The organism is Herbiconiux sp., assembly GCF_004297105.1.
In the GTDB taxonomy this organism is placed as follows: domain Bacteria; phylum Actinomycetota; class Actinomycetes; order Actinomycetales; family Microbacteriaceae; genus Herbiconiux.
The window spans coordinates 1-20,173 of the sequence record NZ_SCVE01000016.1 but is presented as its reverse complement, the minus strand read 5'-3'; the positions used below and the strand labels follow the sequence as shown (position 1 = coordinate 20,173).

Below are 20,173 nucleotides of genomic sequence, written 5' to 3'. Positions count from 1 at the left end.
ATGGGTGCTTTGCGCGCATCCGTCGCCCCATCGGAAGGACCAAGATGATCGAGCTCAAGACCCCCGCTGAAATCGAGCAGATGCGGCCCGCCGGCGTGTTCGTGGGCGAGGTGCTCTCCGAGCTCGCGAAGCAGGCCGCCGTCGGTGTCAACCTGCTGAAGCTCGACAAGATCGCGCACGACATGATCCGCGCGCGCGGCGCCGAGTCGTGCTACATCGACTACCACCCGTCGTTCGGCGCCTCCCCGTTCGGCAAGGTGCTCTGCACGAGCGTCAACGACGCCGTGCTGCACGGCCTCCCCCACGACTACGCCCTGCGCGACGGAGACGTGGTGAGCCTCGACTTCGCGGCATCGGTCGACGGCTGGGTGGCCGATTCGGCGATCACGGTGCAGGTGGGCACAGCTCGCGCGGAAGACACCCGGCTCATCCAGGTGACGACGGATGCCCTGGCCGCCGGAATCGCGGCCGCCCGGCCGGGCAACCGGCTGGGCGACATCTCGGCCGCCATCGGCGCCGTGGCCACCGCCGCGGGCTACGGCGTGAACACCGACTTCGGTGGACACGGCGTGGGCCGCACGATGCACGGCGACCCGCACGTGCCCAACCAAGGGCGCGCGGGGCGCGGACTGCCCCTGCGCGCGGGACTCGTGATCGCGATCGAGCCGTGGTTCCTCGAGACCACCGACAAGATCTACACCGACAAGGACGGCTGGACGCTCCGCTCGGCGGATGGCTCGAACGGCGCGCACATGGAGCACACCGTGGCCATCACGGATGACGGCCCGCTGGTACTCACCGCGCGGCGCTGAACCCCCGCACTACCCGGCGTCGGGCGGCAGCAGGTCGGGGCGTACACGCCGCGTACGCTCGAGCTGCTGCTCGCGGCGCCAGGTCTCGATGGCCTTGTGATTGCCGCTGAGCAGCACCGGAGGCACCTCAAGACCGCGCCAGGTCGAGGGCTTGGTGTAGCTCGGGTACTCCAGCAGGCCGTCTTCGTGCGATTCTTCGACGAGGCTCTCGGGGTTGCCCACGACGCCCGGGATGAGGCGGCCGATCGCCTCGATCATGGCCATCACCGCGACCTCTCCCCCGTTCAGCACGTAGTCGCCGATGCTGACGAGCCGCACCTCGGCGCGAGTCGCGGTGTGGTCGAAGACGCGCTGATCGATGCCCTCGTAGCGGCCGCAGCCGAACACCAGGTGCTCGCGCTGCGCCAGTTCACGGGCCATGGCCTGCGTGAAGACGGTGCCGGCGGGCGACGGGAAGATCACGAGGGGGGCGGCCGGGTCTCCGGATGCCGCGAGCTCGGGTGCTGCGGGAGCGGCGGAGTCGCCCGCATCCGGAACCCCCGGCCCCTCGCCGAGGATCGCGTCGAGCGCCTCGCCCCAGGGTTCCGGTTTCATCACCATGCCGGCGCCGCCACCATAGGGGGTGTCATCGACCGTTCGGTGCCGGTCGTGGGTGAACTCGCGCAAGCTGTGGGCGCGCACATCGAGCAGTCCGGTCTGGCGGGCCTTGCCGAGAAGCGAGATGTCGAGCACGTCGAAGAACTCGGGGAAGATCGTGACGACGTCGATGCGCATCCCCAAAGCCTAACGGCGGCGCGACCCGTCAGATCAGCTCGCGACCGGTGCCGAGGCCGGCCTTGAGGTGCTTCGGGTTCCAGCGGTGCTCGTCGCGGGCGACCATCGAGCGGATGACGTCGATCACCGCGTCCCATTGCTCCATCACCTGGAGGTAGCTGAGGCGCAGAACGGCGTAGCCGAGAGCTGCGAGCTCGAGGTCTCGGCGGCGGTCTTCGAGATACGCCTCCGTCTTGGTGTGCCATTCGCGGCCATCGGTCTCCACCACGAGGCGCTCGCCCACCACCAGATCGACAGAGCCGACGCCGGCGATCTTCACCTGGGTCCGGTAGGGGATGTTGAAGCGGCGGAGACCGAGGCGGGCCTTGGTCTCGAGGCCGGACGCGGCGGATCCGTCTGAGAGCTCCAGGTAGGCGCGGTACTTCGCGGGGAGCCCGGCCACGAGGAACTCGAGTTCGGTGCGGGAGATGCGCTTCTGGTGCAGAGCGGAGTCGAGTGTGACGATCGCGTCGGGCTTCGTCTGGCAGGTGATCGAGTGGAGGAGCGCCCAGGCGAAGGAGTCGACCGGGCCCTCGGGTTCGTCGAGGAAGGGGGCGCGGTGGGAACGGTGGAGCGCGATGCCGAACCGCTCGGGGCGGCCGAGGGGGATGCGGCGGTCGTGGGGAGACGCCAGATTCTGCGCCGCGGGGACGGCGACCCAGCCTTTGCGCACCCGAAGCAGCTCTCCACGCTCGACTGCCGCGTCAATGCGGCCGGCGGTGACGCCACGCCCGTTCAGGAAAGCGACCGACGCGACACCACCCACGCGGCTGACGAACTCGACGGCATGAGGCATGCTCGCCAGTGTTCAAGGCGCAACTATAGAAATGAAGAAGACCGACCCGATATACGCGGTCGGTCTTCTCTATTTACGTAGTTACTCGGCGGGTTCGGCCGCCGGCGGCTCGTCGGCGTCGTCGGGGAGCTCTTCGAAGAGGCCCGCCGGGGGCGTGACCGTGACGATGCCCGCAGCGAGATCGACGGAGGGCACGATTGCCTTCACGAACGGCACCATCACCTCGCCCGCCGGCGTCTTGACGAGCAGCAGGTCTTGTGCCGGAAGGTGCTCGACGAGACGCACCGTTCCGACCTCGACGCCGTCGCGCACGACCTTGAGGCCCACGAGCTGGTGGTCGTACCAGGCGTCTTCCTCCGAGGAGGTCTCCGACTCGTCGAGGTCGATCCAGAGGATGGCCTTGACGAGCCCTTCAGCCGCATCACGGTCGGCGACGCCCCTGAAGAAGCCCACCGGGTGGCTGTTGTACCAGCGCAGCTCGGTGAGTTCGAGGGTCTTGCCGTGCCACGGCGACGACGTGGGCACCTGCAGAGTGAACACCGCGCCCGGAACGAAGCGTCGTTCCGGGTCGTCGGTGAACAGTTCCAGCTTGATCGCGCCCTTCAGGCCATGGGCCTTGGTGAGACGACCAACCCGGAGTTGGGTCTTGTTGTTCTCAGTAATCGGTGTCCACCACGTCTACACGAACGCGCTTGCCATCGGCCAGCGCGGTGACGAGGGTGCGCAGCGCTTTCGCGGTGCGACCGGAGCGACCGATCACGCGGCCGAGGTCGTCGGGGTGCACGCGCACCTCGAGGACCTCGCCGCGCGGTGAGCTCTTCGTGATGACCCGCACCTCGGTGGGGTTGTCGACGATCCCCTTGACGAGGTGCTCGAGAGCGGGAGCGAGCAAGGTCAGGCCTTGTCCGCGGCGTCTTCGACGGCCTCGACAGCGGCCTCGTTGGCCTCGGTGTCGGTCGCGGCAGCAGCCTCGGCGTCAGCAGCAGCCTCGGCCTCGACCGGAGCGGCCTTCGGCTCGGCCTTGGGCTTGAGCACCGGCTTCTTCTTCTCGTCGACGACGAAGGCTTCCTTCTCGCCCTTCACCTTGACGGTGGAGACGGCGTTCTTGTCGCCCTTGAACTTGCCCCAGTCGCCGGTGAGCTTCAGCAGCGCGGCAACCTGCTCGGTAGGCTGGGCGCCCACGGAGAGCCAGTACTGCGCGCGGTCGGAGTCGACCTTGATGACCGAGGGCTCCTCGGTGGGGTGGTACAGACCGATCTCCTCGATGACACGACCATCGCGCTTGGTGCGCGAGTCGGCCACAACGATGCGGTAGTAGGGCGCACGGATCTTGCCGAGGCGCTTCAGACGGATTTTGACAGCCACAATTCTCCTGTGTGATCTATTGAATGGGCGAACTGACAGCCGTGAGCGTGGGGGCACACTCGGCAAAAGCTCTAAGGGAATCCTGTCGCCTGATTAGAGGGTCGGGCGGGGCAGGACTCGACTGGCTATTCTGACAGATATTGCTGGCAAAGCGGTAATTCCCGAAAGGCGCCCCATGGAGATCTCCTTCGCTCCGTCCGAACGCTCCACTCTCGGCATCGAATGGGAGGTCGCGCTGGTCGAGCAGAGTTCCGGTGACCTGATCAACGTGGCGGGCGATGTGCTCGATGCCTTGAAGGGCGACGACGGCACCGAGCATCCGAAGATCACGGGCGAACTGCTGCGCAACACCGTCGAGCTCGTCACGGGTGTGCACCACCGGGTGTCGGATGCGGTCGACGACCTCCAAGGGCAACTGGCCGAGGTGCGCGCCATCACCGACCCTCTCGACGTCGAGCTGATGTGCGCCGGTTCACACCCGTTCGGTCAGTGGTTCGAGCAGACGGTCACCGACAAGGAGCGCTATCACACGCTCATCGACCGCACCCAGTGGTGGGGCCGCAACATGATGATCTGGGGCATCCACGTGCACGTCGGCATCGACGACCGCGAGAAGGCCCTGCCGATCGTCAACTCCCTGCTCAACTACTACCCGCATCTTCAGGCGCTCAGTGCCTCGAGCCCGTTCTGGGGCGGGGTGAACACCGGATACGCCAGCAACCGCGCGCTGATGTTCCAGCAGCTGCCCACCGCGGGCCTGCCCTACCAGTTCGGCAGCTGGGCGAACTACGAGGAGTACGTCGACGACCTGCTGCACACCGGGGTGATCAGCGACCACACCGAGGTGCGGTGGGACATCCGCCCCTCGCCGCAGTGGGGAACCGTGGAGATGCGAGCCTGCGACGGGCTCTCGAGCCCCGAGGAGATCGGGGCGGTGGCCGCCCTCATCCAATGCCTGGTCGACGACATGGCGGGCCGGCTCGACTCGGGCGAGGAGCTGCCCACGATGCAGCCCTGGTTCGTGCGCGAGAACAAATGGCGGGCGGCCCGCTACGGCATGGAGGCCGAGATCATCCTGAACTCCGGCGGCGACGAGCAACTGGTGACGGATGCGGTGCGCGGCGAACTCGAACGCCTCGCGCCGGTCGCCGAGCGGCTCGGCTGCGCGACCGAGCTCGATCAGGTGAACCTCATCCTCGACCACGGCGCCAGCTACCAGCGGCAGCTGCGCGTGGCCGAGGAGAACGGCGGGAGCCTCCGGGCCGTCGTGGCGTCACTCACCAAGGAGTTGCGCCACGGCCTGAGCTAGCCGGTGACCTGATCGCGCCACTTCACCAGGTCTTTGACACCCTGGAGGTCGAGGTCGGGGCCTGTGATGCCGAGGGTGAAGAGGGTGACGCCGAGCTCGAGCTGGCGATCCATATCGGGGGCGCTGTCGCCTCGGGCGCCGCGGGTGCCGACCGAGATCTCGATGTCGGAGAAGTCGCGGTCGACCTTCTCGCACCACTCGCGCAGGATGCCCAGCTTGCGCTCCAGGGTCTCGGTATCGGCGAACGAGTGCCAGATGTCGGCGTGCTCGGCCACGATGCGCAGCGTCTTCTTCTCGCCGCCGCCGCCGATCAGCACCGGGATGTCACGGGTGGGCGCTGGGTTGAGCTTCGACCAGCGGGCTTCGATGCGGGGCAGCGCCTCCGAGAGGGCATCGAGACGCTGGCCGGCCGTGCCGAACTCGTAGCCGTACTCGTCGTAGTCGCGCTCGAACCAGCCCGATCCGATGCCGAAGACGAGCCGGCCCTCTGCGCCGTCTTTCGCGCTGATGTGGTCGACGGTGCGTGCCATGTCGGCCAGCAGGTCGGGGTTGCGGTAGCTGTTGCAGGTGACCAGAGGGCCGAACTGGATGCGCGAGGTCTGCTCCGCCCAGGCGGCGAGCATCGTCCAGCCTTCGAAGTGCAGGCCGTCGGGCTCGCCCGAGAGCGGATAGAAGTGGTCCCAGTTGAAGGCGATGTCGACGCCCACGTCTTCGAGGAAGGCGAGGGTGTCGCGGATGGTGGAGTACGAGGAGTGCTGCGGCGCGATCTGCACGCCGATGCGCACGGGCCGGGAAGGAGTCGTCATAGTGCCAGCTTAGGCACGCCGGCGAGAGGGAGAAACGCCCTGTCCCCGGTCAGTTCTGTTCGTTCTTGCCCAGCCGCCAGTAGCCCATGAACGCCACCGAGCGACGGTCGATGCCGCGCTCCGAGACGAGGTGGCGGCGGAGGGCCTTGATGACGCCGGCTTCTCCCGCGAGCCAGGCGTACACGGGCACGTCGTCGCCGCTCTCGTCGTTCGGCACCTCCCAGAGGATCCCCTCGTCGATGTCGACATCCTCCAGCTCCGAGAGCGCGCCGGCGGGGCCTCCGGCGGTTCCGGATGTCGCGGTGCCGCCCGCCCGGTCGAGCAGCCGTGCCGCGTGCTCCTGCACGAGCGGGATGAGAGCATCGCCGTGCGATCCACCGGATGGGCGCGCCGCCACGATCACGTCGAAACCGGGGTGGGAGGGCAGTGCCGCTGCGTCGCCGGCATCCGGAACCTCGACGATCGCGCACCCCCGCGCGTCCGTCGGCAGGCGCTCGAGGATGTTCGCGATGGCCGGGAGCGCGGTCTCGTCGCCGGCCAGCAGGATGCGTGCCGTTCGGGCCGACGGATGGAAGTCGACGCCGCCGTGGAACGCATCGAAGTCGGCATTCGGCCCGCAGACGATGAGGGGCGAGCCCACCGGCGCCGTGGAGGCCCAGGTCGAAGCGATTCCCACGAGTCCGTGCAGCACGATGTCGACGTCGATCTCGTTCTCGTGCGGCCGCACGGCCCGGATCGTGTAGGTGCGCATCGGCGGGCGCTCCTCGTCGGCCAGCCCGCGCCAGGCGGTGTACCAGTCGTCCGGGGAGCGCATCAGGGTCGCGAACCCGTCGCCGGCCGGGAAGAGCAGTTTGATGCGCTGGTCGAGCCCGTTGTCGGCGAACCGGTCGAGCTCGGGCCCGGTGAACGTGAAGCGCACGAAAGTGGGACTCAGCACCGTGCGTTTCGTGAGCCGGACCTCGAAGAGGCGGAACGGCGTCGCGAGGGCGGGTGCAGAGGAGGTCACCCGAGTAAGGCTACCCTAACCAGCGCCCGGCCGCCCGGGAGAGTCGGGTCAGCGCAGGAAGCGCTGCAGCGCCTCGAGCTCCTCAGGGCTCGGGTTCGGCGTGCCATCCGCAGCCTTGGAGCCGAGGCCGAAGCCCGCTCCCCCGCCGGTCGTGGCTGCGATCGCCGGCTTCTCGCCGGAGGCGCGGGCCGCGTTCTCGGCAGCCCGCTTCGCGGGGTTGCCCGACCGGGATCCGCTCTTCCTCTTGGCCTGCGCCTTGCCACGCCCACCGCCGAAGCCGGCGCCCGGGATGGGGCCCATACCAGGAACGTTGGGCACGCCGCCCTTGGCCACGGTCTTCATCATCTTCGAGGCCTGCTCGAAGCGCTGGATGAGCGAGTTCACATCGGTGACGGTCATGCCCGAACCGCGCGCGATGCGCAGTCGGCGCGAGCCGTTCAGCAGCTTCGGGTTCTGGCGTTCCGCCTTCGTCATCGACTGGATGATCGCCTCGGTGCGCACGATCTCCTTCTCGTCGAAGTTCTCGAGCTGCTGCTTGAGACCGCCGGCGCCGGGGAGCATGCCCATCATCTTCTTGATGGAGCCCACGTTGCGCAGCTGCTGCATCTGCTTCATGAAGTCTTCGAGCGTGAACGAGTCGGTGGCGAACTTCTCGGCGACCGCTCGGGCTTCTTCTTCGTCGAAGGCCGACTGGGCCTGCTCGATGAGCGACAGGATGTCACCCAGGTCGAGGATGCGCGACGCCATACGATCGGGGTAGAACGGCTCGAAGTCGTCGAGGGTCTCACCCGTCGACGCGAAGATGATGGGTCGACCGGTGACCGAGGCCACCGAGAGAGCGGCACCACCGCGGGCGTCTCCGTCGAGCTTCGTGAGCACGACCCCGGTGAAGTCGACGCCCTCCTGGAAGGCGCGGGCCGTGGCCACGGCGTCTTGACCGATCATCGCGTCGATCACGAAGAGCACCTCGTCGGGATCGACGGCCTTACGGATGTCGGCCGCCTGCTTCATCATGTCGGCGTCGACACCGAGCCGGCCGGCGGTGTCGATGATGACCGTGTCGTACTGCTTGTCGACCGCGTACTTGATCGAGTCCTTGGCCACCTTGACGGGATTGCCCACGCCGTTGCCGGGCTCGGGCGCGAACACGGGGACCCCGGCCTGGCCACCCACGACCTGCAGCTGGTTCACCGCGTTGGGGCGCTGGAGGTCGGCCGCCACGAGGATCGGCGTGTGATTGTCTTTCGCCAGCCACTTCGCGAGCTTGCCCGCGAGCGTGGTCTTGCCGGCACCCTGCAGGCCGGCCAGCATGATGATGGTGGGCGGCTTCTTGGCGAACTCGAGCCTGCGCTGCTGCCCGCCGAGGATCTGCACGAGCTCCTCGTTGACGATCTGCACCACCTGCTGGGCGGGGTTCAGGGCCTTGTTCACCTCGTCGCCGAGGGCGCGCTCGCGCACCTTGCCGGTGAACTCCTTCACGACGTCGAGTGCGACGTCGGCGTCGAGCAGGGCACGACGGATCTCACGCACGGTGCTGTCCACATCCGCGGGGCTCAGCTTTCCCTTCGTGCGGAGGTTCTTGAAGGTGTCGGCGAGCCTGTCCGAGAGATTTCCAAAAGTAGCCATGGTGCCGCCATTTTAGCCGTTCGCGCCGGAGAGCTCGACGAGGGCGGTCCTCGCTCTCGGCGAACGCCAGTCATTAGCAATGCTAATTAGCGTATGCTAAGTACATGCCCGGCTCCGATGACTCCCCCACGCTCAGCAGCGAGCTGCGCACCGGAGTGATGCGCCTGTCGCGGCGGCTTCGCCAGGAGCGCGCAGCCGACGAGCTGAGCGAACCGCAGACGAGCGTGTTGCTGCACCTCTTCCGAGAAGGCCCTCTCACCCCGGCAACCCTCAGCGTCTGGGCCCAGGTTTCACCCCCGTCGATGAACCGCACGCTCAACGTGCTCGAAGAAGCCGCGCTGGTCGAGCGCACCCGCAGCCACGACGATCGGCGCATGGTGCACGTCTCCCTCACGGATGCAGGCCGCACGATCGCCCTCGAGACCCGCCGCCGCCGCGAGGTCTGGCTCGATCACCGTCTCGACACCCTGGATGCGCACGAACGCGCGGTGCTCGGAGAGGCCGCCACGATCATCCGGAAGCTGTTCGAACAGTGAGCGCCATGTTCCGCTCGCTGGCGAGCATCGACTACCGCATCTGGTTCGCGGGTGCCCTCGTCTCGAACGTGGGCACCTGGATGCAGCGCACGGCTCAGGACTGGATCGTGCTCACCGCTCTCACCGACCATGACGCGGTGGCGCTCGGCATCACGATGGCTCTGCAGCTGGGGCCGGGCCTCCTGCTCGTGCCGGTCTCCGGATGGATCGCCGATCGCTTCGACCGTCGGCACACCCTCATGGCCACCCAGCTCGCGATGGCGCTGCTCGGCCTCGGCCTCGGCCTGATCGTGGTGACGGGTCACGCCCAGCTCTGGATCGTGTACCTCTTCGCCGTGCTGCTCGGCATCGCCTCGGCGATCGACGCACCGGTGCGTCAGACCTTCGTGTCCGAGCTCGTCTCGGGCGCGAACGTGTCGAACGCGGTGGCGCTCAACTCGGCGTCGTTCAACGCCGCCCGCACCATCGGGCCGGCCATCGCCGGAGTGCTCGTGGTGCTCGTGGGGGCCGGTTGGGTGTTCCTCATCAACGCGGTCACCTTCGCCGGTGTGCTGGCCTCGCTCAAGTTCATCAAGCCATCGCGGCTCATGGCCACGCCGAAGGCGTCACGCGCGAAAGGGCAGTTGCTCGAAGGGTTCCGCTATGTGCGGAGGCGCCCCGATCTGCTGCTCGTCTTCGTGATCGTGTTCATCGTGGGCACCTTCGGCTTCAACTACGCGATCTTCACCTCCACCATGGCCACCGTGGAGTTCGGCCTCGACTCCGCCGGGTTCGGTCTGCTCACCTCGATCATGGCGGTGGGCTCGGTGGCGGGCGCCCTCGTGTCGGCGAGCAGGGACAGGCCGCGCATCCGTCTGGTGGTGCTGGCGTGCGCCTCGTTCGGGGTGTTCGCGCTCGCGGCCGCGCTCTCGCCCGGCTACTGGTTCTTCGCCGCGGCACTCGTGCTGATCGGGTTCTCGGGCCAGATCCTCATGACCACCGCCAACGGCACCGTGCAGACCACCACCGACCCGCGGATGCGCGGCCGCGTGATGGCGCTCTACATGGCGGTGTTCATGGGCGGCACTCCCATCGGCGCACCCCTGCTCGGCGCCGTCGCCAATACCCTCGGTCCCCGCTGGGCCCTCGGCACCGCGGCGCTCGCCGGCCTGGTGGCTTTCGGCATCGGAGCCGTGTGGCTGGTGCGATACGGGCGCCGTCAGCTCACCGCCACGGGAAGTCTGGCCGCCGTCGGGCTCGACCGCGCCGCCCTCGCCGAAGAACTCGAACTCGACGAGGTCGAGGCCCGCACGGCCTGACGCGGGATTCGCTGGCAGACTCGGGTGATGCGGCACGGAATCGTCATCCTCCCCCAAGACCCCTGGCCCGAAGCGCGCCGGAAATGGTCGCGCGCCGAAGAACTCGGCTTCGATCACGCCTGGACCTACGACCACCTCTCCTGGCGCACGCTCGCCGGTGAGCCGTGGGGAGCCACCCTCCCCACGCTCACCGCGGCCGCGACGGTGACCACGAGCATCCGGCTCGGCACCTTCGTGGCGTCGCCGAACTTCCGCCATCCGGTGCCGTTCGCGAAGGAGCTCGCCACCGTCGACGACATCTCGGGCGGCCGGATGATTCTCGGCGTCGGCTCGGGCGGAACCGGTTTCGACTCGGTGGTGCTCGGTCAGCCCGCGCTCGCCGCGCGGCAGCGGCACGAGAGGTTCACCGAGTTCGTCGACGACCTCGACGTGCTGCTGCGCTTCGAGCAGCCGGGATCGGAGGGCATCTCGTTCGCGGGCGAGTGGTACACCGCTCAGGATGCGCGCATGGTGGGTGCGCCGGCGCAGCATCCGCGGCTCCCGTTCGTGATCGCCGCGAATGGTCCGAAGGGCCTCGCCCTGGCCGCGCGCCAAGGGCAGGGCTGGGTCACGACCGGGGTCGGCGAGCGATCGGGTGACGAGTGGTGGACTGACCTCGCCGCACTGGCGGCACGCCTCGACGTGGCGCTCTCCGCGGCCGGGCGCGATCCCGCATCCTTCCCCCGCTATCTCTCCGTCGACTCCCTGAACGCCGGCGTCGGCTTCTCGTTCGAGAGTGTCGACGCCTTCGACGATCTCGAGGGGCGGGCCACCGAGCTCGGCTTCACCGACATGATCAGCCACTGGCCTCGGGCGTCGGGCATCTACGCGGGGTCGGAGGCCGTGCTCGAATCCGTGGCCGCCCGTTTCACGGAGTAGACGGTCCGCCGCTGCACCGAGGTCAGCGCGGCGCGATGTTGAAGTTGTCGCGGAAGACGTTCGCGGGGTCGTAGCGCTCCTTGAGGGCACGCAGACGCGCGAGCGTCGCCGGCGGGAAGGCGCCTTCGATGCGTTCGGAGCGCAGGTCGGTCTCGAAGCTCAGGTAGAGACCGTCGAAGTGCTCGCCGAAGTCCTCCCAGACCGCGTCGAGGCGGGCGCGGTCGGCTCCGAAGGCCACCACCGAGAAGTTCGCCGAGCGGTGCGCATACGCGGTGGCCTCGGGGGCGACATCCGACACCGCGCCGCCGACCGAACGGATCTGGAAGAAGTAGACCAACCCGCTGGCGATGAGCCCGGCCGCCGCCTCGGCGAACTCCGGCGTGATGTGGTCGATCAGGCCGGAGCGTGCAGCCGGGTCACCCTGACCGTCGTGGTCGCCGCCCTGCGCGTTGGCCATCAACGCCGAGTAGGGCATGAGCTGCACCGACTGGTCGACGAGGGGTGCGATCTGAGCCATCGGCTGGAGGCGGTCGATGATGGTCTCGGGCACATCGGAATCGACGGTCACCAGCACCTGCGCGATCGCCGGCTGCGCGGGCCGCGGCCGCCCCATGATCAGGAAACTGGTGAGGTCGCGCGGGGCCCCTTCGACCGTCGCGCCCCACCGCTCCAGGAACGCGGCGGTGTCGGATGCATCGAACGCGAGTTGCGCCCAGCCGATGTCGCCCACCTCGTCGACCTCGAATTCGAACGACACGACGATGCCGAAGTTGGCACCCGCACCCCGCACGGCCCAGAAGAGGTCGGCGTTCTCGCTCTCACTGGCGTGAACGACCGATCCGTCGGCCAGCACCAGGTCGACGGCGCGCAGGTGGTCGATGGTGAGGCCGTGCTCGCGCACGAGCCAGCCCACACCGCCCGCGGTCGCGAGACCGCCCACACCCACTCCCCCGTAATCACCCGAGCTCAGAGCCCAGCCGCGGGTGCCGAGCTCGGCGGCCACATCCATCCAGCGGGCGCCGGGCTCGAGGCGCACCCGGCGGGTCTCCTCGTCCAGCACCTCGATCGCGTTCAGCTTCGAGAGATCGATCACGATGCCGCCGTCGTTGGTGGAACGGCCGCTGATGCCGTGACCACCGCTGCGGATCGCGAGAGCGGCATCCGGATGCGCGCGGGCGAAGGCGAGCGCGTCGACCACCTCGTCCACCGAGTGCACCTGAAGCACCAGCCCGGGGGCGCCGCCGCGCATGTACGTGGAACGCACACGCGAGTACCCGAGGTCGCCGGGTTCGATCGCCCGGGCGGCGAGGGAAGCCGGCAGAGAGTCGTAGTCGATGCCGTCGCGGCGCTTGGCGAGCGCGATGGAGGTGCGCACGGCCTTCTCGACGGAGCTGTCGATGCCGAGCTCGCGATCGACGGCCTCGCGGAGGGCGGGTATCACCTCGACGGCGAACTGCTGGAGCTGGTTCGGGTCGTCGGAGCCGAGGATGAACGTTCCGATGCCGTGGTCGACCACGAGTCCGAGCAGCTCGTCGACCCAGCGCTCGCTCGGACCCTCGATGGGGCCGGCGCCGGAGCGGCCGGTCTCCGCGCGATCGGCCCCGCCCGCGGGAAGCAGGCGGCCCGAGAGGTTGAGGAGACGGCGGATCTCGCGCGGATCGCGGCCCGCCTCCGTGGCGGCCTCGTCGATGGTGGCGTTGCCGCGCGCGAGGTCGCCGGGTTGCAGGTACCCGAGCGACGGCAGCCAGCCGTCGGCCTTGCGGCCGGTGAGCCGCAGCATCCGGGGTTTGTAGGCGCCGATCCAGAGCGGGATGTCGTGGGCGGGCAGGGGACCCCGCTTGGCGCCGTCGATGCGGTGGTGCTGTCCGTCGACACGGAAGTGGGAGCGGTCGCCGGCGTTCCAGATGCCACGGATGACGTCGATCGCCTCGGAGAGGGCATCGACGGCTTGACCGGGTGTGAGGCGGGTGCCACCCATGGCCTCGATGGCGTCCCAGAAGCCGCCGGCGCCGAGACCCAGGTCGAAGCGGCCACCCGAGAGCAGGTCGAGGCTGGCGGCGGCGCGGGCCGTCACCGCCGGCGGGCGGAGCGGCACGTTGAGCACGTTCGGAGCAATATGGATGCGTTCGGTCTGGGCGGCGACCCAGGTCATCAGCGTCCACGTGTCGTGGAACGACGGTTGGTAGGGGTGGTCCTGGAAGGTCACGAGGTCGTAGCCGAGCTGCTCGCTCAGCTGGGCTCGGGCGACGGCCGCCTCGGGCGGGGTGTTCACCGGGGTGATGAAGGTTCCGAACTGGAGGCGGTGACCGTAGTGGGGCATGGCTCCATGGTGGCAGCGCGGTCGCCCCGCGCCAAACAGTGAGTTAGTGCCTTACACTAAGTAAGTGACTACCGCGACCCAGACCACCTGGCACCACATCGACGACTCGCAGTGCCGGCTGTTCCAGTCGTCGCTCGAACTCGTCGGCAAACGGTGGAGCTCTGGCATCCTGCTCGCCATCGCACAGGGCTCGAGCCGGTTCAGCGAGATCCTGGCTACGGTCACGGGCCTCTCCGACCGGCTGCTCTCCCAGCGCCTCAAGGAGCTCGAGAAGGAAGGCCTCGTGACGCGCGAGGTCGTGGCCAGCACGCCGGTGCAGGTGCGCTACGCCCTGACCGACCGCGGGATCGACCTCATGAAGTCGCTCCAGCCCCTCGTGGCCTGGGGCCAGCGCTGGACCTGAGCGTGCTACCCGACAGGTAGCGTGAACGGATGGACTACGCCACGAATCCCGACGACGGCACTCGGGTCGCCTACCGCGTGAGCGGCGACAGCGGGAGCTGCGTCGTGCTGCTGCACGGCACCGCCCTGTCGCAGGCCACGTGGCGTGGGTACGGGTATCTGCGCGAACTCGCCGGGCACACCGTGGTGACACTCGACTTCCGCGGGCACGGGCGCAGCGACAAGCCGCACACGGCCGATGCCTACGCGATGGCGCGGTTCACGGGCGACGTGATCGCGGTGCTCGATGCCGCGGGGATCGAGAGCGCCCACCTCGTGGGGTACTCACTCGGAGCGCGGGTGGGCTTCTCGCTCGCGGCGCAGCATCCGTCGCGCTTCTCGAGCTTCACGAGCATCGCCGGGGCGCCCGGAACAGGGAGCGGGGTGTTCGACCGCGTGTTCTTTCCCGAGGCGATCGGCACGCTGGAAGCGGGCGGCATGGCGGGGTTCGTCGCCGCATGGGAGGAGCGGATGGGGCATCCGCTCGACCCCGGCACCCGTGCCGCGTTCCTCACGAACGACGGGCTCGCCCTGGCGGCCTACATGCGCGAGGCCGAACGGGTGCCGCGGGTGACGGATGCGGAGATCGCCGCCCTGTCGATGCCCGTCGCCCTCATCGCGGGCACCCGTGACCCCGAGCGGATGCGCGCCGCCGAGCACGTGCACGGAGCGCTGCCGACGTCGCGGCTCACCGTGGTGGAGGGTGCGGGGCATGCCGATACCCCGCGGCATCCGGAGACGGTGCGCGCGGTGCGCGAGTTCCTCGCCGAGGTCGACGCCGGCTGAACCTCCACACGTCGGCCGCCGGCCGCCACGACGTGCGGACTTCTCCAAGCGAGCCGACAACCGCGGCGCCGACGCCGCCGGTTCGGCGCAGGCTTGGCGAACTCCACGCGGGCGCAGCGGGAACCCGACCGGCGAACCTCAGGCGGGCGCGGGCGGCGCCTCCCAGAACGGCCCGGTGAGCCCCACACTGCGGAAGTACTCGGCGGCTTGAGCAGGTTCCCGCCGTGCGTACGGACTGTCGAGGCGCCCCTCGTACCAGCGCGATGCGAGAGCCCAGAGGGTCTCCAGCGACATGACGTACCCGCGCTGCCTGCCCGTCGATGAGAGCCACGTCTCGACGCACTCATCCGAGCAGAAGATGAGCTGGTTCTCACAGCTGTGCACCACGTCGTCCCAGATGTGCACCGCGGGAACCAGGAAGTGTGCCACCTGGGCACCCGCCGGAGGTTCGCGGTTCGTGACCGTGAAGGCGTGTGGTGTGGCACAAGCCGGGCAGGTGGTGGCCACGAGCACCTCGGGAGAGGTGGGCACGAGATGGGGGATGGCGAACGAGTCCCACGCGCATCCGCCCCACCACAGCACGTCGGGCCCCATCACCGAGAATCCGAACGACCGCGTGGCGAACGGATGGGCGAGCACGAGCTCGCCGTCGCGACGCACGATGTGATGGCTGTCGTCGAGCTCGACGAGGGCCGACTCGACGGCGAGGGCCGAGAGGCCGGTGGATGCCGCCAGGTCGGCGGCTGTCGGGCACCGCCCCGTCTCGGCGAACCCGCGGTAGACGCTCGCGCGAACGAGTTCGGCTGGGGCACTGATCATGAAGACTCCTCCAGACCCGAGCTTATCTCAGCTGCAGATCAGCCCACCAGGTTCTGGGCGAACACGTGCGGGGTGAATCCCGTGAGGTCGTTGATGCCCTCGCCCTGGCCCACCAGCTTGATCGGGATGCCCGTCTTCTCCTGTACGGCCAGAACGAAGCCGGCCTTCGCCGAGCCGTCGAGCTTCGTGATCACGAGCCCGGTGACACCGGCGTGCTGGATGAACGCATCGGCCTGCGCCAGCCCGTTCTGACCGGTGGTGGCGTCGAGCACGAGAAGCACCTCCGACACCGGGGCCTGCTTCTCGATGACGCGCCGGATCTTGCCCAGCTCGTCCATCAGGCCACCCTTGGTCTGCAACCGGCCGGCCGTGTCGATGATCACGATCTCGGTGCCGTTCGCCTTGGCCTTCTCGATGGTCTGGAACGCGACGGACGCAGGGTCCTGCCCCTCGTGCTGCGGCCGCACGATGTCGACCCCCGCGCGCTCCGCCCAGGTGGCGAGCTGCTCCACCGCGGCGGCACGGAAGGTGTCGGCCGCGCCCACCACGACGGTGCGGTTGTAGGTGCGGAGGAACTTGCCGAACTTGCCGATGGTGGTGGTCTTGCCCACACCGTTCACGCCGACGACGAGAACCACCGCAGGGCGCTCGGTGAGCTTGAGGGTGGGGTCGTACTTGGCGAGGCGCTCCTCGATCGACTCGCGGAGCATCCGCTGCAGGTCTTTCGGGTCGGTGGTGGAGTAGCGCTGAACCTTCGCCCGGAGGTCGGAGACCACCTCGTCGGTGACGGTGGGCCCGAAGTCGGCCTTGATCAGGGCGTCTTCGAGGTCTTCCCATGTCTCGTCGTCGATGGTGCGCTTCGCGAACATGCCGCGGAGCGCGCCCGAGAGCGACCAGGGGCGATCAGCCAAGGCGCTCGGCGACCTCGCGCGCCGACGGATTGGTGGCCGTGGAGCCGTCGGGGAAGATCAGCGTGGGCACCGTCTGGTTGCCGCCGTTGACCGCGGCCACGAGCTCGGCGGTGCCATCGACCTCTTCGATGTTCACCTCGGTGTAGGCGATGCCCTGGGCGTCGAGCTGGGTCTTGAGGCGCTTGCAGTAGCCGCACCAGCTCGTGGAGAACATGGTGACGGCTCCGGCCGCGGGGGTGAAGGTGTCGATCGAGGCGATGCTCATGCCATCCAGTTTAAGCCTGCCGGGCGAGCGGATGTCGCGTGCCGGCGATCAGGCGTCTCCGTCGAACATCGTGGTGACCGAGCCGTCGGAGAACACCTCGTTGATGGCGCGCGCGATGAGCGGGGCGATCGGCAGGATCGTCAGGCGGTCCCAGTGCTTCTCGGGCGGCAGCGGGAGTGTGTCGGTGACCACGACCTGGTCGATGAAATCGCTCTGCAGGATCTCGGTGGCCGGGTCGGAGAAGACCGCGTGCGTGGCGGCCACCACGACTCCGGTGGCGCCGTTCGCCTTGAGCGCCTCGGCGGCGGCCACGATGGTGCGGCCGGTGTCGATGAGGTCGTCGACGAGAAGGCACACGCGGCCGCTCACATCGCCCACGATCTCGTGCACGCTCACCTGGTTGGGCACCCGCGGGTCGCGGCGCTTGTGGATGATGGCGAGGGGCACGCCGAGCTTGTCGCTCCAGACATCCGCGACGCGCACGCGGCCCATGTCGGGGCTCACGACGGTGAGGGTGGCGGGGTCGAGCGACTTGCGCATGTGCTCGAGCAGCACGGGCATGGCGAAGAGGTGGTCGACGGGACCGTCGAAGAAGCCCTGGATCTGGGCGGCGTGCAGGTCGACCGACATGATGCGGTCGGCGCCGGCGGCCTTGAACAGGTCGGCCACGAGACGGGCGGAGATGGGCTCGCGACCGCGGCCCTTCTTGTCCTGGCGGGCGTAGGGATAGAAGGGAGCCACCACCGTGATGCGCTTGGCGCTCGCGCGCTTCAGTGCATCCACCATGATGAGCTGCTCCATGAGCCACTCGTTGATGGGAGCGGTGTGCGACTGCAGCACGAACACGTCGCTGCCGCGCACGCTCTCGCCGTAGCGGATGTAGAGCTCGCCGTTCGCGAAGGTGCGGGCCTCGGTCTCGACGAGGTCGGTGCCGAGCTCTGCCGCGATGTCCTCCGCCAGCTTCGGATGCGCTCGTCCTGAGACGACGACGAGGCTCTTCTCTCCGCTGGCCTTGATTCCGGACACCTATTCTCCGCTCTCTCCGGATGCCCGCGCGGTCTGCGCGTCATCCGTCTGCGCACCGGATGCCGCAGCGGCCGCCGCCGAACCGGGCCGGTTCTGTTCGACCCAGCCCGCCATGTTCCGTTGGGGAGCCACATTGATCGCGAGAGCACCAGCGGGAACGTCTTTGCGGACGACCGTTCCGGCACCTGTGTAGGCGCCGTCACCAATCCTAACGGGGGCGACGAACACGTTGTGCGAGCCCGTCCGAACGTGCGAACCCACTTCGGTGCGGTGCTTGTTCACGCCGTCGTAGTTGGCGGTGATGGTGCCGGCACCCACGTTGGATCCCGTGCCCACCTCGGTGTCACCGATGTACGAGAGGTGAGGCACCTTGCTGCCGGGGCCGATGTGCGAGTTCTTCGTCTCCACGAAGGTGCCGATCTTGCCGTCGGCGTCGAGAACGGTGTTCGGCCGGAGGTAGGCGAAGGGGCCGACGGATGCGCCTGCGCCGATCACGGAGAGGGTCGCATCCGTGCGTTTCACGACCGCGTTCTCGCCCACCTCGCAGTCGACGAGGGTGGTGTCGGGGCCGATCTTCGCGCCGCTCGCGACGGTGGTGGCGCCCTTGATCTGGGTGCCCGGCAACAGCTCGACGTCGGGCTCGAAGCTCGCCGTGAGGTCGATCCAGGTCGTGGCAGGGTCGACCACGGTGACCCCGGCGAGCTGCCAGCCGCGCACGATGAGGGCGTTGAGCTTGGCGGCGGCCTCGGAGAGCTGGGCGCGGTCGTTGACGCCCGCCACGAGCCAGGGCTCGCTGACGCTGACGGCGGCGACGTCGGAGCCCGCACGGCGCAGCAGGCCGATCACGTCGGTGAGGTACTTCTCGCCCTGGGCGTTGGCGGTGGTGACCTGCGCCAGCTGGTCGCGCAGCTCGGCTAGGCCGAACACGTAGACGCCCGCATTGATCTCGTTCAGGGCGAGCTCGGAGTCGGTGGCATCTTTGTGCTCGACGATGCGGTCGAGCATCCCGTCGGTCGTTCGCACGATGCGGCCATAACCGCTGGGGTCGTCGAGCAGGGCGGAGAGGAGGGTGGCGGATGCCCCGGTGGCCCGGTGCTCGGCGATGAGCCCGTTGAGGGTGGCCGCGTCGAGCAGCGGCACGTCGCCCGAGACCACGAGCACGTCGCCGTCGAAGTCGGCGGGAAGCCCCTCGAGGGCCTGCTCGACGGCGCGGCCGGTGCCGGCCACCTCGTCTTGATCGACGATGATGCTCGACGGGAAGTGGTCGGCGATCACCTCGACGACGCTGTCGCGCTCGTGGCGCACCACGCTCACGGTGTATGCCGCATCCAGCTCTCCGGCGGTGGCGAGCACGTGGCCGATGAGGGGGACGCCCGCGATCTCGTGGAGGAGCTTGGGGGTGGCGGACTTCATTCGCGTACCTTGGCCTGCTGCCAGCACCACAATCGCGAGCCTCTGATCAGTCATGGGATGCCTTTCTCACTTCACGATGGCGGGATGCGATTCGATGCTCCGGATTCGACTTCGGGCATATCGGGTAGGGCCCCGTCACATGCACGAAGGCGAATCCGGCGCATCGAATCGCACCGCACTGCCAGCTCCGCGACCAGGACTCGAACCTGGACCTAACAGCTCCAAAGGCTGTCGTGCTGCCATTACACCATCGCGGATCATCGGTTGCCGATGCAGTAGTCCAGTCTGCCAGACCTCAGGTGGACATAATGGGTGGATGCACCAGAGGGATTCGCGCGACACCGTCGATGAGATCGTCGACGCGTGGGTGCGCGAGCATCCGGGGCTCGACTTCTCGCCGCTCAAGATCCTGTCGCGGGTCACGCGGCTCGCCAAGCAGCTCGAGAAGACCCGGCGCGCCTCGTTCGCCACCGCCGACCTGGAGTCGTGGGAGTTCGACGTGCTCGCCGCGCTGCGCCGGGCGGGCGCGCCGCACGAACTGAGCCCGAAGGCGCTGCTCGAGCAGACCTACGTGTCGAGCGGCACCATGACGAACCGCATCGATGGCATGGTGCGGCGCGGCCTCGTGCAGCGGCGCACCGACCCCAACGACGGGCGTGGAGTGCTCGTGTCGATGACCGTCGAGGGTCGCGATCGCGTCGATGCGGCGATCTCGCACCTGGTCGAGGCCGAGGCCGACCTGCTCGCGGGGCTCTCGAAGGCCGACCAGGAGCGCCTCGCGGCCCTCCTGCGCCGCCTCTCGCTCGACATCGCCTGAGGCCCCCCGCCCCCCCCGTTGGCCCCCCCCCCCCCCCCCCCCCCCCCCCCCCCCCCCCCCCCCCCCCCCCCCCCCCCCCCCCCCCCCCCC

General features: G+C 68.8%; 22 protein-coding genes and 1 tRNA gene. 8 read left to right on the top strand and 15 right to left on the bottom strand.

What is annotated here, in order from left to right:
* The first annotated feature begins 44 nt into the window (after positions 1 to 44).
* The gene (gene map, locus EPO52_RS12695) at positions 45 to 812 is read left to right on the top strand and encodes a type I methionyl aminopeptidase (RefSeq protein ID WP_290807035.1); all 768 of its coding nucleotides are present in this window, start codon (positions 45 to 47) and stop codon (positions 810 to 812) included.
* 9 nt (positions 813 to 821) lie between these two features.
* Here the strand turns inward: map and trmD are convergent, their stop codons facing one another.
* From trmD to rpsP, 5 genes are all read right to left on the bottom strand, one after another.
* Entirely contained in the window at positions 822 to 1,586 is a 765-nt protein-coding gene (gene trmD / locus EPO52_RS12690; RefSeq protein ID WP_290807033.1) for a tRNA (guanosine(37)-N1)-methyltransferase TrmD, read from the bottom strand.
* Between the two features lie 28 nt (positions 1,587 to 1,614).
* Positions 1,615 to 2,421 carry a DUF559 domain-containing protein gene (locus tag EPO52_RS12685; protein WP_290807031.1) on the bottom strand — a complete coding sequence of 269 codons (807 nt, stop codon included), beginning with the start codon at positions 2,419 to 2,421 and terminating at the stop codon, positions 1,615 to 1,617.
* Between the two features lie 81 nt (positions 2,422 to 2,502).
* The gene (gene rimM, locus EPO52_RS12680; protein ID WP_290807245.1) at positions 2,503 to 3,084 is read right to left on the bottom strand and encodes a ribosome maturation factor RimM; all 582 of its coding nucleotides are present in this window, start codon (positions 3,082 to 3,084) and stop codon (positions 2,503 to 2,505) included.
* A complete protein-coding gene (locus EPO52_RS12675; protein WP_290807029.1) occupies positions 3,077 to 3,313 on the bottom strand; it encodes an RNA-binding protein in 237 nt (78 codons plus the stop codon). The genes rimM and EPO52_RS12675 overlap by 8 nt, the downstream gene beginning before the upstream one ends.
* Before the next feature lie 2 nt (positions 3,314 to 3,315).
* Positions 3,316 to 3,786, bottom strand: a complete 471-nt coding sequence (rpsP, locus tag EPO52_RS12670; protein ID WP_290807028.1) for a 30S ribosomal protein S16 — start codon at positions 3,784 to 3,786, stop codon at positions 3,316 to 3,318.
* Positions 3,787 to 3,961: 175 nt separating this feature from the next.
* Between rpsP and EPO52_RS12665 the strand changes: the two genes are divergently transcribed.
* Positions 3,962 to 5,095, top strand: a complete 1,134-nt coding sequence (locus EPO52_RS12665; RefSeq protein ID WP_290807026.1) for a glutamate--cysteine ligase — start codon at positions 3,962 to 3,964, stop codon at positions 5,093 to 5,095.
* Here EPO52_RS12665 and EPO52_RS12660 read toward each other — a convergent pair.
* From EPO52_RS12660 to ffh, 3 genes are read right to left on the bottom strand one after another with little or no spacing between them, the layout of a single operon-like run.
* On the bottom strand, positions 5,092 to 5,901 hold the full coding sequence (locus tag EPO52_RS12660; protein ID WP_290807024.1) for an LLM class F420-dependent oxidoreductase: 810 nt from the start codon (positions 5,899 to 5,901) through the stop codon (positions 5,092 to 5,094). The genes EPO52_RS12665 and EPO52_RS12660 overlap by 4 nt on opposite strands.
* Before the next feature lie 49 nt (positions 5,902 to 5,950).
* Positions 5,951 to 6,907 (bottom strand): siderophore-interacting protein, encoded by a 957-nt coding sequence (locus EPO52_RS12655; protein WP_290807022.1) that lies wholly within the window; start codon positions 6,905 to 6,907, stop codon positions 5,951 to 5,953.
* A 48-nt stretch (positions 6,908 to 6,955) separates the two neighbouring features.
* The gene (gene ffh / locus EPO52_RS12650) at positions 6,956 to 8,533 is read right to left on the bottom strand and encodes a signal recognition particle protein (RefSeq protein ID WP_290807020.1); all 1,578 of its coding nucleotides are present in this window, start codon (positions 8,531 to 8,533) and stop codon (positions 6,956 to 6,958) included.
* Positions 8,534 to 8,637: 104 nt separating this feature from the next.
* On the opposite strand from ffh, the gene EPO52_RS12645 reads away from it, so the two are divergent.
* From EPO52_RS12645 to EPO52_RS12635, 3 genes are read left to right on the top strand one after another with little or no spacing between them, the layout of a single operon-like run.
* The gene (locus tag EPO52_RS12645) at positions 8,638 to 9,069 is read left to right on the top strand and encodes a MarR family transcriptional regulator (RefSeq protein ID WP_290807018.1); all 432 of its coding nucleotides are present in this window, start codon (positions 8,638 to 8,640) and stop codon (positions 9,067 to 9,069) included.
* Positions 9,066 to 10,367, top strand: coding sequence for an MFS transporter (locus EPO52_RS12640; RefSeq protein WP_290807016.1), 1,302 nt, complete (start codon positions 9,066 to 9,068; stop codon positions 10,365 to 10,367). Before EPO52_RS12645 ends, EPO52_RS12640 begins: the two co-directional genes overlap by 4 nt.
* Before the next feature lie 27 nt (positions 10,368 to 10,394).
* Positions 10,395 to 11,285, top strand: a complete 891-nt coding sequence (locus EPO52_RS12635; protein ID WP_290807014.1) for an LLM class flavin-dependent oxidoreductase — start codon at positions 10,395 to 10,397, stop codon at positions 11,283 to 11,285.
* A 22-nt stretch (positions 11,286 to 11,307) separates the two neighbouring features.
* On the opposite strand, the gene EPO52_RS12630 is transcribed toward EPO52_RS12635, so the two are convergent.
* Positions 11,308 to 13,605 carry an LLM class flavin-dependent oxidoreductase gene (locus EPO52_RS12630; protein WP_290807012.1) on the bottom strand — a complete coding sequence of 766 codons (2,298 nt, stop codon included), beginning with the start codon at positions 13,603 to 13,605 and terminating at the stop codon, positions 11,308 to 11,310.
* 64 nt (positions 13,606 to 13,669) lie between these two features.
* On the opposite strand from EPO52_RS12630, the gene EPO52_RS12625 reads away from it, so the two are divergent.
* Both EPO52_RS12625 and EPO52_RS12620 read left to right on the top strand, forming a co-directional pair.
* Positions 13,670 to 14,008 carry a helix-turn-helix domain-containing protein gene (locus tag EPO52_RS12625; protein WP_290807010.1) on the top strand — a complete coding sequence of 113 codons (339 nt, stop codon included), beginning with the start codon at positions 13,670 to 13,672 and terminating at the stop codon, positions 14,006 to 14,008.
* Between the two features lie 29 nt (positions 14,009 to 14,037).
* Complete coding sequence (locus EPO52_RS12620) at positions 14,038 to 14,832, top strand: alpha/beta fold hydrolase (RefSeq protein WP_290807008.1); 795 nt, start codon at positions 14,038 to 14,040, stop codon at positions 14,830 to 14,832.
* Positions 14,833 to 14,970: 138 nt separating this feature from the next.
* On the opposite strand, the gene merB is transcribed toward EPO52_RS12620, so the two are convergent.
* The 6 genes from merB to EPO52_RS12590 form a co-directional block, all read right to left on the bottom strand.
* Positions 14,971 to 15,651, bottom strand: coding sequence for an organomercurial lyase (gene merB / locus EPO52_RS12615; protein ID WP_290807006.1), 681 nt, complete (start codon positions 15,649 to 15,651; stop codon positions 14,971 to 14,973).
* 38 nt (positions 15,652 to 15,689) lie between these two features.
* On the bottom strand, positions 15,690 to 16,562 hold the full coding sequence (gene ftsY / locus EPO52_RS12610; protein ID WP_290807003.1) for a signal recognition particle-docking protein FtsY: 873 nt from the start codon (positions 16,560 to 16,562) through the stop codon (positions 15,690 to 15,692).
* Complete coding sequence (locus EPO52_RS12605; protein WP_290807002.1) at positions 16,555 to 16,827, bottom strand: mycoredoxin; 273 nt, start codon at positions 16,825 to 16,827, stop codon at positions 16,555 to 16,557. Before EPO52_RS12605 ends, ftsY begins: the two co-directional genes overlap by 8 nt.
* Positions 16,828 to 16,875: 48 nt before the next feature.
* Complete coding sequence (locus tag EPO52_RS12600; RefSeq protein ID WP_290807000.1) at positions 16,876 to 17,853, bottom strand: ribose-phosphate diphosphokinase; 978 nt, start codon at positions 17,851 to 17,853, stop codon at positions 16,876 to 16,878.
* Positions 17,854 to 19,320, bottom strand: a complete 1,467-nt coding sequence (gene glmU / locus EPO52_RS12595) for a bifunctional UDP-N-acetylglucosamine diphosphorylase/glucosamine-1-phosphate N-acetyltransferase GlmU (RefSeq protein ID WP_290806998.1) — start codon at positions 19,318 to 19,320, stop codon at positions 17,854 to 17,856. It lies immediately after the preceding gene.
* Positions 19,321 to 19,451: 131 nt separating this feature from the next.
* A tRNA-Gln gene (locus tag EPO52_RS12590) sits at positions 19,452 to 19,523 on the bottom strand.
* Positions 19,524 to 19,582: 59 nt separating this feature from the next.
* Here EPO52_RS12590 and EPO52_RS12585 point away from each other — a divergent pair.
* Complete coding sequence (locus EPO52_RS12585) at positions 19,583 to 20,083, top strand: MarR family transcriptional regulator (RefSeq protein WP_290806995.1); 501 nt, start codon at positions 19,583 to 19,585, stop codon at positions 20,081 to 20,083.
* Positions 20,084 to 20,173 lie beyond the last annotated feature (90 nt).

Bases quoted from the DNA above. Each gene is read 5' to 3' on its own strand.
- ffh (WP_290807020.1), bottom strand. From the start codon at position 8,533: ATGGCTACTTTTGGAAATCTCTCGGACAGGCTCGCCGACACCTTCAAG.
- merB (WP_290807006.1), bottom strand. From the start codon at position 15,651: ATGATCAGTGCCCCAGCCGAACTCGTTCGCGCGAGCGTCTACCGCGGG.
- EPO52_RS12630 (WP_290807012.1), bottom strand. From the start codon at position 13,605: ATGCCCCACTACGGTCACCGCCTCCAGTTCGGAACCTTCATCACCCCG.
- map (WP_290807035.1), top strand. From the start codon at position 45: ATGATCGAGCTCAAGACCCCCGCTGAAATCGAGCAGATGCGGCCCGCC.
- EPO52_RS12635 (WP_290807014.1), top strand. From the start codon at position 10,395: ATGCGGCACGGAATCGTCATCCTCCCCCAAGACCCCTGGCCCGAAGCG.
- EPO52_RS12665 (WP_290807026.1), top strand. From the start codon at position 3,962: ATGGAGATCTCCTTCGCTCCGTCCGAACGCTCCACTCTCGGCATCGAA.
- EPO52_RS12620 (WP_290807008.1), top strand. From the start codon at position 14,038: ATGGACTACGCCACGAATCCCGACGACGGCACTCGGGTCGCCTACCGC.
- glmU (WP_290806998.1), bottom strand. From the start codon at position 19,320: ATGACTGATCAGAGGCTCGCGATTGTGGTGCTGGCAGCAGGCCAAGGT.
- EPO52_RS12605 (WP_290807002.1), bottom strand. From the start codon at position 16,827: ATGAGCATCGCCTCGATCGACACCTTCACCCCCGCGGCCGGAGCCGTC.
- trmD (WP_290807033.1), bottom strand. From the start codon at position 1,586: ATGCGCATCGACGTCGTCACGATCTTCCCCGAGTTCTTCGACGTGCTC.
- EPO52_RS12685 (WP_290807031.1), bottom strand. From the start codon at position 2,421: ATGCCTCATGCCGTCGAGTTCGTCAGCCGCGTGGGTGGTGTCGCGTCG.
- EPO52_RS12660 (WP_290807024.1), bottom strand. From the start codon at position 5,901: ATGACGACTCCTTCCCGGCCCGTGCGCATCGGCGTGCAGATCGCGCCG.
- EPO52_RS12585 (WP_290806995.1), top strand. From the start codon at position 19,583: ATGCACCAGAGGGATTCGCGCGACACCGTCGATGAGATCGTCGACGCG.
- EPO52_RS12645 (WP_290807018.1), top strand. From the start codon at position 8,638: ATGCCCGGCTCCGATGACTCCCCCACGCTCAGCAGCGAGCTGCGCACC.